This window comes from Marinobacter sp. ELB17, assembly GCF_000169375.1.
Taxonomy (GTDB): Bacteria; Pseudomonadota; Gammaproteobacteria; order Pseudomonadales; family Oleiphilaceae; genus Marinobacter.
The window spans coordinates 77,907-90,034 of sequence record NZ_AAXY01000004.1; the positions used below are offsets into that span (position 1 = coordinate 77,907).

Below are 12,128 nucleotides of genomic sequence, written 5' to 3' on the forward strand. Positions count from 1 at the left end.
AATGCATTCCTGAGATGTCAAAAATAGGGGGGTCACGAAAGCCGGTGATTAGTCGATTTTCCGGTACAGCTCTTGTTCGAGGCTTCTTACCGCTTCGGTGTAGCCAGGTTTGCCGCCGAAGGCTTGAATCAATTCCATTGGCGCACCAATCTGGCTGAAGGGCGCGAGGGTGAGAATTTTAACATCCTCAATGGATTCAATGCCGGTGTCGGTGTATTTCTGCAGCAGTGCGTCCAAAACCTGTCGGCTGGCGCCTTGGTACTGGCTGAAGTAGTTGTTCTTGCGTACCTGTTCCGCGCGTTCTTTGCGGGTCAGCGGCGGCTGGTCGTAAACGATGTGGCAGATAACATCGAACGGGTCTGGCTCGGCGCCCAGCTTGTTGCTGACGTCTTTTATCAGGTCGTCCCAGATAACGCCTTGTTCCGTCAGTTCGTCGATAATGACCTGCTTGCGGTCGGCCTGGTGCCAGCGGCGCAGAAAGTCGTTTAGGGAGGCGTATTGTTCTTTCACCTGTTTGCGGGTGAAGTCTCTCAGGCTTTCGGTGATGAGTTTGCCGTCTGGCCCCAGGTACTGGACTCGCTCGGCGATAATGGTCACTTCAACGTTACCGACCACGTATTTTACGCGTTTTGGCCTGCCTGTTTCTTCCTCGCCACCGCCAGGGGTGTTGCCGTCGTCGTTCTCCCAGGCTGATTCTGGACCTACTTCATAGCCTTCGGCGTCTTCCGCGCAGGGGTGTTCGTCGGGTTCTGAACCGTCGCCTGCTTCATCCGCGTCTGGATTAATCGGGTCGCCGGCTTTGGGCTGGTAAACCTTCACCGGGTCGCCATCAAAATCCGGGTCGGCAAACAGCTCGGTGGCTTTTTTGAAGTCCAGAATGGTGAACCAGTGTTTGTTGTAATCATCGTTGATGCGGGTGCCACGGCCGATGATTTGCTTGAACTCGGTCATGGACTGAATGCGCTGGTCCAGCACGATGAGTTTGCAGGTTTGGGCATCCACGCCGGTGGTCATCAGTTTGCTGGTGGTGGCAATAACCGGGTAGCGTTCTTCCGGGTTGATGAAGTTATCCAGCTCGGCTTTGCCTTCCTGCTCGTCGCCGGTAATGCGCATTACGTATTTGCGGTTTTCCTGTACCCGCTTCGGGTTCAGGTTCACCAGTGCTTGGCGCATGCGTTCGGCGTGGTCGATGTCTTCGCAGAACACGATGGTTTTCTGGAAGGGGTCAGAGCTTTCCAGAAATTCAGTGATTTTGCCAGCGACTACTTCGGTGCGCTTTACTAGTACTAGCTGGCGGTCAAAGTCTTTTTGGTTATAGATGCGGTCTTCTATCAGCTCGCCGTGTTTGTCGGTTTGTCCTTTGGATGGGCGCCAGCCTTGCAGGTCTTTGTCCAGGTCTACCCGTACCACTTTGTAAGGGGCCAGAAAGCCGTCTTCGATGCCTTGTTTGAGCGAATAGGAGTACACCGGCTCGCCGAAGTAGTCGGTGTTAGAGACGTCTTTGGTTTCTTTTGGCGTTGCAGTCAGGCCAACGTGGGTGGCGGTGGAGAAGTAATCAAGAATCTGGCGCCAGGCGGAATCCACCGAGGCGCTGCCGCGATGGCATTCGTCGATAACGATAAGGTCGAAAAAGTCCGGCGAGAACTGTTTGTAGATGTTCTGCTCTTCTTCGCTGCCGGTCACCGCTTGATAAAGAGACAGGTAAATCTCGTAGGACGGGTCTACCGTGCGGTTGGTAACCTTGGTCATCGCCTGGCCGAAGGGTTTGAAGTCGTTGTTCTTGGTCTGATCCACCAGAATATTTCGGTCAGCCAGAAACAGGATGCGCTTCTTTTGCTTTGCCTTCCAAAGCCGCCAGATAATTTGAAAGGCGGTGAAGGTTTTGCCGGTGCCCGTGGCCATTACTAATAAAATGCGGTTCTGACCTTTGGCGACGGCTTCAACAGTGCGGTTAACTGCGACGGTTTGGTAGTAACGAGGCGTGCGCCCACTACCGTCATCGTAATAGGGCTGTTCAACGATTTTTCGTGCCTGGCTGCTAATGCCTTTGTACTGGCAATACAGATTCCAAAGCGTTTCTGGCGAAGGGAACTCGCTCAGTTGCAGGGTTGTTTCGGTCTGGCCGAATAGACCTGTGCGGTCGTGGAAGAGGAAGCCGTCGCCGTTGCTGCTGAACACAAAGGGGGCGTCCAGTGCATCGCTGTAAGCCAGCCCTTGCTGCATACCGTCGCCAAGACTGTGGTTATTGTCTTTGGCCTCGATGATGGCAATGGGCATGTTCTTCTTGTAGCTGAGAACGTAATCCGCGCGGCGGCGTTTGCCTCGGGTGTGCAAGCGGCCCCGCACAATAATGCGGCCAGCGGTAAATGACACTTCTTCCCGTACCTGGTTCAACATATTCCAGCCGGCTTGCTCTAAAGCTGGATTGATAAACTTGGTGCAGATATCCCGCTCTGTGAGCTTTTTCTTATCCATGCGCTCGCCGCCGTTACGTCCAGTTTGCAACTATCTGGTTTTATATAGATTTGTGGCTTCAGGGTAGCTTATTTGGGCAGGCTTCAGAAGGTTTGGTCAATTTGTGCGTCTGGGGCCTGTCTTTGAAAATCGAGCAGGTAGAGCACGACTCACCAATTAACGACATCGAAATTTGAGCTTGTGAATGCCCGCAGCGTGAATACACGGTCGCATTACGAATGCCTACCCTATGGTAAATTATATGATAGGTAAAAATTAACCCAATGAGTGCCTGCCAGTAGCGTGCAAGTTATTGATTGTTTCTTGAAAAATTGGCTATTGGCTGCGGTTTCTCAGAATATAATGCGTCTTTGGGTTAAAAATTACCCCAGGGTGGGCAAAAATTACCCTCGGGGATTTTTGTTTACTTGCCCCCTTTTTTGGGGAGTGTCGCGACTGGGTGGCCCGGTTTCCATCTGCGCCATTCGTCGGTTGGCTCCAAACCGTCGCAGCGCTCAAATGTAACCCGCCACTCTCGAGACATTCGCTGTTGCCACATCTGGCCTTTGGTTAAGGCAATAAAACCGTGCTCTGCCAGCTCATCGTAAGCTGGCCGGATAGTTTTTTCAGTGACGTTAAGGCGTGAAGCGCCGTTCGCCACTGAAAGGGATATTCGCCCGTTCCGAGCGGGCATGTAGAGGTTGTGAATTTCTGCCAGCAGGCACCGAGCTGTTCGTGACAAGTCACGATATGCTTCTGAGTTGAACCACTCACGCTGCATAGCAACGTAGCCACCCGGCCGTTTTACCACTTCGCTGCGCTGTTTTTTACTCATAACGCGCGCTTCAACTTCTTGACGTCGATGGGTACGCCTGCATGTACGTGGCGTATTCCATAGCGAGTGGCCTCAGCGATAACTCTGGCAACCCTGTCACCCGGGCGAACCGTTACTATTTTGATTGGCCTTCCTGTTTCGTGGGCCCTTTTCAGGGCCCATTGACAACAGTTTGGGAGGTTATCGCTGTGAGCTACCATCTCTTTTCTTGAAACAAGATCGACAGCGGCGATGAGTCGCATATATCACCCTCCCCAGCTTACAGCCGTCTCGCATTAGTGTTTTGTTTCTTGATTTTTGCGATGGACTTAAATCCAGATGACGGCAGCACTGATGTTGCGTAATCGTCGAGCAGCTGTTGAGCCAGTCCCCGTGATGCTGGATTGATCTTGTAGACTTTGTAGTTGCAGTCTTGCCCGTCTCGGTTTTGTCCCTGACGGTCTTCGGTGTCGATCCTGAGGCCTTTGTTGCAGAGCCTGGATATAAGCTGCGGAACCCCATTCGTTCCAGCGGTGTTGAATAGCTGGCGGACGGACTGGGGGCCTTTCATTAGTTCCCCAAGGGCCCTAAATTGCAGAGGTGAATTGAGGTGTTTTGCTTTGGCGCCGGGTGCATGCTTCATTTCGCCACCCTCCCGCTGATTTGTGCTGTGTGTCCTTCCTTAATTCCTGCCATGAACTCTGCGCGGTCAAACAGCAGCTTTCGGCCGAAGCGATATACGCCAGGTAGGTTGTGGCCTTTGGTGAATAGTAGATGGCGTACTCCACCTAGCGTAAGTGCGGGTTCAAGTTCGCATAGCAGCAGCAGGGTGAGAAGAGTTGGGTTTGACGTTTGATTGTCTCCATATTTAAGTCCGGCTAGGGTTGGTGTGTTTGCAGGTGCTGGTTTCATGTGTACTGTCCTCAATGTTCGTGATTGCTTGTGAAGCATTTGAGGACGGATTATTTGTTAGAGGGTGCGGAGAAAAAACCTGAAAGGGTTATGTGGAAACGGTAGCAAGGTTCGCTCTAAGCGCCCTGTGGCTGAGCTAAAAGGGTGTAACCTAAATTTATTTAGCGTTTGGTTTTCTTCCAGTACTGGCCCAGGAAGGACGTATCAATGACGCAGCGCTTTTGGCCAGGCTATCACTCAAGCTGTAATTCTCTTTTAGCCATTTAGCGACCGTTTCGTTTTTTTCCTGCCCGCGCGAATTGTCTTTTTCGGCGGTACTCCAGAACTCCAATGCCGCTCTGTTCATGCCGTTAAGAGCGACGCTAATGTAATCCTCATCATGGGGAGAGGCAGTAGTTGGGGTGGTAAGCAGCGCGTCTAAATGCTCTGAAGTGATACCGAGTAGCGTTTTGTCTGGGAGTTGGTTCGGAACAATTCGTAGAACATACTGTTTGGTCGGTTCACGGAACAACAGCTCTGTTTCTCCTAGCTGCGATTCCAATGGCTGTTCTACGTTTTCGGTTTTTAATAGGCTGAAGCTTTCTCTCGAAACGCTTGGAGAGTTGTGGCAATGCCTCCAGATTTGATTGATGATTTCTTCCGAATTTTTGTTTAAAACTAAACCCCAGATAGCGTTGCGGGAAAGTACAGTCTCTGCCTCAAGTTCGTCGACAGGTTCTACTAATAAACCAATAGCTTCGATAAGCTCCGAGTGAGGGTAAAATTCAGGCTCGCCCTGTAATGCGTGGGGGCCTAGCCGGCTTAGTGCAGATCGTATCGCTAAGATTTCTGAGTTTGTCAGATATTCGCCAGCAGCCTCTTTTTCTCCGAGCTGGAGTATATGCTCGGGTATAGCTTCCTCATTTGGAGTAAAAACTCGGCTATTCTCGTAAATCAACTGACCATCTTTCAGACGTTTTTGGCTGCTGTGGATAACTGACCTTAATCTCATTCGGATTCGTTGATTTGATGCAATTTTTAGTAACTCGAAATTTTCTGTGCTAGAAGGCGAAAACAGCTTTATGGAGAGAGTGAGAGAGCCTTCCGCGGCATACTGGAGTAAGTCTTCTTGCCTCACGGAGAGGTTCTCGTCGGTATTTTCTTGTAGAAAGCGTGTGGCGCTCTCCAGGGTGTACCACTTCTTTCGAGGGAGTCGCTTGAGCGCCATTTTAGTCCTCCTGAAATACCGCTTTTGTCATTCGCAGCACAACGGCATTTGTGTGGTCCTGAGTGAGGTGGCTATATCGCTGAACCATAGCCAAGGTTTTGTGCCCTAAGATCTCAGCAATTTCTCGTAATCCCGCGCCATTCATGGCGAGATAACTCGCTGCTGTGTGTCTAAGGTCGTGAAACCTGAAATCTTTTACCTCCGCTCGCTTCAGTGCAGTCATCCACGCACGCTGAAAGTCCAAAGGTTTGTTTTTGGTTTTTTCGGTACGACCTGAGAACACATGAGAAGAGTCATTGAGAGGCCGAACTTTTGCCCATTCTGTCATTGCGTGGAGAGCGGGGCCGACGAGGGGGGCCGCACGTGTTTCGCCGTTCTTTGTGTCATGAAAAGTAACCGACTGTCGCTTAAAGTCCACATCTCGCCAAGTTAGTCCAGATAGCTCACTACGACGGGCTCCTGTAGTAATTCCAAGTAAGACAATAATTTTCAGTTCCGGTGTTTCGGTTGCTTTGTCACAAGCCTCTAGTAGCCGCTTCCGTTCATCATCAAACAGAAATCGTGTACGACCTTTCGCTTCTTTTCCTCGCTTAACCTTCCTGCAGGGGTTATCGGCTATCCATTCCCACTCGTCGGCGGCAGCGGCCATTACGGGGCTCAAGGCTGCCAGGTAGCGGTTGGTTGATGCGTCAGTTCTTTGCTTTTCTGTTTTGCCTGTTTTGAATGGCGTGGACTTTAGTTCATCGCGATACTTGGCAATCATAGAGGCTGAAATATCTTTTATAGGAACGGCTCCAATCTGAAAACGCCACCATTGCAGTTGGGCTAGTCTCCGGTCGCTGTCTTTAAGCGCAGGTAAAGTGTCGCGTGCATAGCGGTCTATAGCATCAGCCAGAGTTTTTCCCTTGCCGGCAGCGGATTGAAAATAACGCCCTTCTCGAATAGCAGCCTCGGTTTGTATTGCCCATCGCTTGGCATCTGTTAAGCGGTCAAAAGTGGCAGATTCTGTATTGCGACCTTTAAGGCGAACTTTAGCCCGGTAACTCGTGGAGCCGTCTTTGCCTGCTCGTTTTTCAAAAGATGCCAAGAGTTCGTCCTCCGAGTAGGTGGAGGGCAGGCGGATGATATATTTGGATTGCCATTGGCGACCTCTGCATTAGGTTGCTGGTGGTTGCCAGGCTGGTGTTGGTGCACCGGTCTGGCTCTTTTCTGACTATAAGTCACAACGCGAGACAATAGCAACTAGGGGATATTTAATCCCCAGTATTTACTGATTTTATACTTGATATAGTTGATAAAATTTCAAGTTATTCTTAGTAATGGGACACTGTCGGGACAGTGTTAGAGCAAAAGTGTCTTTTTAAGCCGGTTTTGAAGTGTCCCGCTGGGACAGTAAATGGCTTATTAATTTGGAGAGAGAGTCAGGAGGTTTTGTGGTTTCTTGTGGCTAAGTGTCCCATAAGTGTCCCATGGCAGAGCCCAGAAACGAAAAAGCCCGCAATTAAGCGGGCTAAGTCGTTGAATCTAATGGTGCCCGGAGGCGGAATCGAACCACCGACACGAGGATTTTCAATCCTCTGCTCTACCGACTGAGCTATCCGGGCATGTTGCAATACTGCTCTGCAACGGGGCGCTATTAAACCGGTTTGGCTGCACTGAGTCAAGAGGGCTTTTGAAAATTTGTTAAAGTTTTCAGTGCTGCCCGTCAGGCCGCGTTTAGGGGTTACTTCTCAGGTGGTACGTAGCCTTCGGCTTTGTCGAAGGGTTCGTTGTTAAAGAAGCGTTCCATCTGCGCCTGTAGGTATTTGCGGGTGTTCGGGTCCATCAGGCTCAGGTGTTTTTCATTAATCAGCATGGTTTGCTGGCTTTGCCATTCGTCCCAGGCGGCTTTGGATATGTTGTCGTAGATGTCTTGGCCGCGGGCGCCGGGCATGGGCGGGTTGTTCAGACCTTCCATTTCTTTCTGATGTTTACGGCAGAAAATGTTACGGCTCATGGGGGCTCCTGTGGGGATTTTGGTATGTTAGCGGGAACTCAGATTTCACGCATCATATCAGTAATAAGGCTGACGGGCTGCTACAGCAGCGTGGTCTGTTCGGGGTCTGTCAGCAGTGTGCGTATGGGTGCTGGCAAGCCCAGGCTCAATGCTTGATCACGGTGCAGCCAGCGGTGGTTGTCGTCGGCAACGCGGCTCTGGGGTTCGGCGCTCATTCGCGCTGGCTGTATGTATAGGTGGTAATGGCTAAAGGTGTGACGAAAACCGCTGATGCGTTGTGGGTCACCACAACTTAGGCCTAGCTGTTGTTCGCAGGCCTGTTGTAGTTCGTCTTCGCCCAGTGCCGGGTCTAGCTCTGGCAGGCTCCATAGGCCGCCCCAGATGCCACTGGGTGGCCGGCGCTGAAGCAGTATGCGGCCGTCGCTGTCTTCCAGTATCAGCATCCAGGTGGTTTTTTCGGGCTTGGTTTTTTTCGGTTTCGAGCCGGGGTAAAGTGCGGTTTCATTGTTGGCGTAGGCCAGGCAGTTTTGCTGCACAGGGCAGCGTTCGCAGCCTGGGCGGCTGCGGGTACATACCAGGGCGCCCAGGTCCATAATGGCTTGGGTATAATCGCGAATACGGTCGTTGGGCGTATGTTGTTCGGCGAATTGCCAAAGTTTCTGTAATACAGCAGTTTGTCCTGGCCAGCCTGTTACAGCGTGATAGCGCGCTAGCACCCGCTTGACGTTGCCGTCCAGTATGGCGGCTTTTATATCGTAGGATTGCGCCAGAATGGCGGCGGCGGTTGAACGGCCGATGCCGCTCAGGGCTTCCAGTTGTTGCTGGTCACGGGGGAATTCGCCGTTGTGTTCCTGCACCACGGCTTGCGCGGCTTTTTGCAGGTTGCGGGCGCGGGCGTAATAACCCAGGCCGGACCAGTGGCTGAGCACGTCGTCTGCAGGTGCTAACGCGAGTGAGTGAACGTCTGGAAAGCGCTGCATAAACGCCTGGTAGTAAGGTATAACCGTGGCCACCTGGGTTTGTTGCAGCATGATTTCCGACACCCACACGCGGTATGCGGTGCGGTTGTGGTGCCACGGCAGATTGTGCCTGCCGTGTTCATCAAACCAGTTCAGCAGGGCTGGTGCGAAGCTGTCAGTCATCAGTTAAAGAAGCCTTTAAGCGCGTCTTTTACCTTGTCGCCGGCGCCTTCACCCAGTTTTTCCTGCAGTTTCTCTTTTATTTTGTCTTCTGCTTTGGCCTTGGCTGCGTTTTTGGCGATGTCTTGCAGGCTGTCGCGGAAGCGCGAACCGTCGAAGGAGCAGAGCCCTGCTGGGTCATCGCTCAGGTTGCCGCGGCACTCCAGGGGTATAACCACGTTTCTCACAATGTCGGTTACCCGGCAGGCTGGGTCACGGTGGATTTCACCCACAATACGCAGGCCGAGTTCGTAGTCCACAAGGGTTTGCTGCATGTCCACGCTGCCTTGGCCTTCCAGTTGCATGCCGGCAAGCGATGCCAGCAGTTCGGTGTTGTTCAGCGTGTTGCCGTTAATATCCAGGGTACCGCGCATGTCATTAAACGGTGTGGTGGTTCCCCAGTCGGTCGTACCCAGGGTTTCCTGATTGACCAGCGCAATGCCCTGACATGCCAGGCGGGTCAGGTTCATGCGGCGGAACTCGCCTTCTGCCAGGTTGAAGGTAATTTTGCCATCGGCGTTACCGCGCAATGCGGCCATGGTGTTGCCGGTGGATTTGGCGTTTATTTTGAGGTTTGCTCCGCCAGAGAGCATGTCTACTTCCGCCAGGTCGTTCAGTAGCGGCAGTGTTTGTACGTCTGCCACGTCGGTGTTTATGCTCCATTTCGGAGTATCGGAGCGGGCATCGATGGTGGCAGTGGTGTTAAAGCTGCCGTAGTAGAGTTTGCCGCTGAAGTCGTCGATGTCCAGCACGCCGTTTTTGGCCAGGGCGCTGGCTTTTATCTCATTAATCTGGAGATTGCTAACGGTTAGCTTGTTCAGCCCCAAATCTATGTCTAATAACAGCGCACGCAGGGTGTCCAGAGGCAACAATTGCGAGTCCGGGTCTGCTTGGGCTGCCGCAGTGCCAGAGCCAGAATTAGAGCCAGTGCCGCTTTTAGTCGCCGGGGCGTCCGATGGTGGCGGCAGGTAGCGATCGGCGTTCAGGTCGTCACCGGTCAGGCGAAAAACAAGTGCGGAGCTGGCCAGGTTATAACTGCCTGAACCGTTGAAAGTGGTGTCGTCCAGTTTCAGGGCTAAGTTGGTTAGTTCCGGCTTGCCCGCTGCTCCGCCAATGTTAGTACTGAAGGCCAGGGCGGTGAACACGTCGCCGTCACTGGTTTCAATAGCGGGTTGGCCCAGATTCTCCAGCAGTTTTTTCAGAGAAAATTCGTTGATGGCAATGTTGCCCGCCAATTTTGGCTTGTCGCCAAAGCCTTCTACATTCAGATTGGTGTTGGCGCTCAGGTTGGCAAAGCTGAAGCCGATGTCTTTGAGCTTCGCGGTTTTGTTAGCCAGGTTGGCGGCCAGTGATCCGCTGATTTTAGCGGTGACGGTTTTACCGGCGAATGCATCGCCTCCTATGTCGAAGCTTGCGTCCAGGCCCGATGCGCTAAATGCATCTAACGCCTGGTTGGCCGACAGGCGGGCTGCAATGCTGCCGGTTACGCTCATTTTCGGCTCGGCGGTGTCTACCCGAAAGCTAATGTCTAACGGAAACTCGGAACCCAGAGTGATGTTGCTGGCGCCTAGAGTGAAATCTTCCAGAGTAATTTCCTGGCCGGTGGTGGCGTCGGTGTAGTGCACCCGGGCATTGGCGATTTCGACGTTGCTGACGTTGAAATTCAGTGGTTCTGACGAGCTCTCACTCGCTGTTTCTGAAGCAGTCGCGTCCGGAGCTGGCTCGCTGGAGGCAGCTTGCTGCGCGTCTTTCTCCGGCATTATGCGGGTCCAGTTAGCCTCGCCTTTTTTGTTAACGCTCAGGTGCGCGTCCAGCCCGTCCAGCACAAAGTTGTTCACTTGGGGCGACATTGCTAACAATGACCAGAAATCGATTTCTGCGACCAAGCGTTCGAGCGCAATGAAGCGTTCGCCGTCGAGTTTGGCTTCAACGTTATTCAGCTCCAGACCGATGGGAATGAACGACCAGCTGATGTCGCCGTCTAGAATCAGGTCGAGATTGGTTTGCTTTTCTACGGCCTGCTCAATTTGCGGTTTGTAGGTGTTGGGATCGATCACCAGCATGGCGACGGCTATTGCCGCTACGGCCAGTAAAATCAGTGCCACAAGAATAATGAGCAGGTAACGTAGTGCTTTCATTGGATGCGTCCGGTTCGTTCAGATCAATGTGCGATAGTTCGAAGGATAACGCAGGGTTAGCAAATTAACAGCGTGAGTGTATGACAATGCCGTAGTGTTAGGCCAAAATACCGCCGTATTTCTGTGACGATCGTAATCTCTAATAATGAGAACAAGAGTCTCTAATAATGACAACAAGGAGTTGGCAATGGCCATAAACGTATCAATAGAACTCAGCCGCGAGCTGGAAATTGACGGCAGTTACGATGAAGTGTTTGACCTGCTGGCGGATGTGCCCCGGTCTGTCAGTCACTTTCCGAAAGTGCATAAGTTGACTGACCTGGGCGATAACAGCTATCTCTGGGAAATGGAGAAGGTAGGTGTCGACAAGTACTCGATCCAAACGGCGTACGCCTGCCATTATGTGTCTGACCGCGAAGCCGGCACCATTCGCTGGGAGCCTGTTGCGGGCCAAGGCAATGGCGTAGTGAGCGGGTCTTGGGTTATAACCGCCAAGGGCGATACGATGTCCACTCTGAAGTTCAAGACCAATGCAAAATTGACGCTGCCGCTGCCCAGCCTGCTTAAGCTGGCCATCAGCCCGGTCATCAAGCACGAGTTCAACTCGCTGGTAGACCAGTACATGCGCAATCTGAAGAAAGTGTTTGCATAGCGCAGGGCAATGGTTGCGATGAATCCACCGGCAGGACTCCGGTACGAATAAGCGGTATACTCGACGCAATTATTAATTGGCGTCGATGATGCTGGAAATTTTCAAAATCGATTTTAAACAGTCAGTTACGGAGTTCACATGGCCGAACGCAAGGCTCGGGTAGAACGCAATACCCTTGAAACCCAGATCAGTGTTGAAGTAAATCTTGATGGCACCGGTAAAACCAACTTCCAGACCGGAGTGCCGTTCCTGGACCACATGATGGATCAGATTGCCCGCCACGGCATGGTAGACCTGGATGTGGTGTGTGATGGCGACTTGCACATTGACGACCACCACACCGTAGAAGATGTGGGCATTACCATGGGCCAAGCGTTCGCTAAAGCGGTGGGCGACAAAAAAGGCATCCGCCGCTACGGCCACGCCTACGTGCCGCTGGACGAAGCTTTGTCTCGGGTAGTACTGGACCTGTCCGGTCGCCCCGGCCTGCACATGGATGTTCCTTTCACCCGGGCAACTGTTGGTGGCTTTGATGTAGACCTGTTCGCCGAGTTTTTTCAGGGCTTTGTGAACCATGCGCTGATTACCCTGCATATCGACAACCTGAAGGGTAAAAATACCCACCACCAAATTGAAACGGTGTTTAAAGCATTTGGCCGCGCGCTGCGCATGGCCATTGAGCTGGATGACCGCATGGCCGGTATTATGCCCTCCACCAAAGGCACGCTCTGATCCGAGGCGCCCGAGACTGTTCCCAACTGCTGGACTGATGAATTT

Annotated in this window: 11 protein-coding genes and 1 tRNA gene; 2 read left to right on the forward strand and 10 right to left on the reverse strand. The window is 52.3% G+C overall.

Features of this window, described 5'->3' with window-relative positions:
• Positions 1-48: 48 nt before the first annotated feature.
• The 10 genes from hsdR to MELB17_RS06730 form a co-directional block, all read right to left on the reverse strand.
• Positions 49-2,475 carry an EcoAI/FtnUII family type I restriction enzme subunit R gene (hsdR, locus tag MELB17_RS06680; RefSeq protein WP_007349410.1) on the reverse strand — a complete coding sequence of 809 codons (2,427 nt, stop codon included), beginning with the start codon at positions 2,473-2,475 and terminating at the stop codon, positions 49-51.
• A gap of 403 nt (positions 2,476-2,878) precedes the next feature.
• Entirely contained in the window at positions 2,879-3,289 is a 411-nt protein-coding gene (locus tag MELB17_RS06685) for a hypothetical protein (protein WP_007349411.1), read from the reverse strand.
• Between the two features lie 259 nt (positions 3,290-3,548).
• Entirely contained in the window at positions 3,549-3,911 is a 363-nt protein-coding gene (locus tag MELB17_RS06695; RefSeq protein ID WP_007349413.1) for a hypothetical protein, read from the reverse strand.
• Positions 3,908-4,180, reverse strand: coding sequence for a hypothetical protein (locus tag MELB17_RS06700; RefSeq protein ID WP_007349414.1), 273 nt, complete (start codon positions 4,178-4,180; stop codon positions 3,908-3,910). Before MELB17_RS06700 ends, MELB17_RS06695 begins: the two co-directional genes overlap by 4 nt.
• A gap of 157 nt (positions 4,181-4,337) precedes the next feature.
• A complete protein-coding gene (locus MELB17_RS06705) occupies positions 4,338-5,387 on the reverse strand; it encodes a hypothetical protein (RefSeq protein WP_007349415.1) in 1,050 nt (349 codons plus the stop codon).
• 1 nt (position 5,388) lies between these two features.
• On the reverse strand, positions 5,389-6,474 hold the full coding sequence (locus MELB17_RS06710; RefSeq protein WP_007349416.1) for a tyrosine-type recombinase/integrase: 1,086 nt from the start codon (positions 6,472-6,474) through the stop codon (positions 5,389-5,391).
• Between the two features lie 441 nt (positions 6,475-6,915).
• Positions 6,916-6,991, reverse strand: a tRNA-Phe gene (locus MELB17_RS06715).
• Positions 6,992-7,110: 119 nt separating this feature from the next.
• On the reverse strand, positions 7,111-7,383 hold the full coding sequence (locus MELB17_RS06720; RefSeq protein WP_007349417.1) for an oxidative damage protection protein: 273 nt from the start codon (positions 7,381-7,383) through the stop codon (positions 7,111-7,113).
• Positions 7,384-7,463: 80 nt separating this feature from the next.
• Positions 7,464-8,525, reverse strand: coding sequence for an A/G-specific adenine glycosylase (gene mutY, locus MELB17_RS06725; protein ID WP_007349418.1), 1,062 nt, complete (start codon positions 8,523-8,525; stop codon positions 7,464-7,466).
• Positions 8,525-10,699 (reverse strand): AsmA family protein, encoded by a 2,175-nt coding sequence (locus tag MELB17_RS06730; protein WP_007349419.1) that lies wholly within the window; start codon positions 10,697-10,699, stop codon positions 8,525-8,527. The genes mutY and MELB17_RS06730 overlap by 1 nt, the downstream gene beginning before the upstream one ends.
• Positions 10,700-10,886: 187 nt before the next feature.
• Between MELB17_RS06730 and MELB17_RS06735 the strand changes: the two genes are divergently transcribed.
• Together MELB17_RS06735 and hisB are read left to right on the forward strand one after the other, a co-directional pair.
• Complete coding sequence (locus tag MELB17_RS06735) at positions 10,887-11,351, forward strand: SRPBCC family protein (protein WP_007349420.1); 465 nt, start codon at positions 10,887-10,889, stop codon at positions 11,349-11,351.
• A 138-nt stretch (positions 11,352-11,489) separates the two neighbouring features.
• A complete protein-coding gene (hisB, locus tag MELB17_RS06740) occupies positions 11,490-12,083 on the forward strand; it encodes an imidazoleglycerol-phosphate dehydratase HisB (protein WP_007349421.1) in 594 nt (197 codons plus the stop codon).
• Positions 12,084-12,128: the final 45 nt, after the last annotated feature.

Excerpts from the sequence above, each read along its gene's own strand:
- hsdR (WP_007349410.1), bottom strand. The coding sequence starts at position 2,475 with ATGGATAAGAAAAAGCTCACAGAGCGGGATATCTGCACCAAGTTTATC.
- MELB17_RS06685 (WP_007349411.1), bottom strand. The coding sequence starts at position 3,289 with ATGAGTAAAAAACAGCGCAGCGAAGTGGTAAAACGGCCGGGTGGCTAC.
- MELB17_RS06695 (WP_007349413.1), bottom strand. The coding sequence starts at position 3,911 with ATGAAGCATGCACCCGGCGCCAAAGCAAAACACCTCAATTCACCTCTG.
- MELB17_RS06700 (WP_007349414.1), bottom strand. The coding sequence starts at position 4,180 with ATGAAACCAGCACCTGCAAACACACCAACCCTAGCCGGACTTAAATAT.
- MELB17_RS06705 (WP_007349415.1), bottom strand. The coding sequence starts at position 5,387 with ATGGCGCTCAAGCGACTCCCTCGAAAGAAGTGGTACACCCTGGAGAGC.
- MELB17_RS06720 (WP_007349417.1), bottom strand. The coding sequence starts at position 7,383 with ATGAGCCGTAACATTTTCTGCCGTAAACATCAGAAAGAAATGGAAGGT.
- mutY (WP_007349418.1), bottom strand. The coding sequence starts at position 8,525 with ATGACTGACAGCTTCGCACCAGCCCTGCTGAACTGGTTTGATGAACAC.
- MELB17_RS06730 (WP_007349419.1), bottom strand. The coding sequence starts at position 10,699 with ATGAAAGCACTACGTTACCTGCTCATTATTCTTGTGGCACTGATTTTA.
- MELB17_RS06735 (WP_007349420.1), top strand. The coding sequence starts at position 10,887 with ATGGCCATAAACGTATCAATAGAACTCAGCCGCGAGCTGGAAATTGAC.
- hisB (WP_007349421.1), top strand. The coding sequence starts at position 11,490 with ATGGCCGAACGCAAGGCTCGGGTAGAACGCAATACCCTTGAAACCCAG.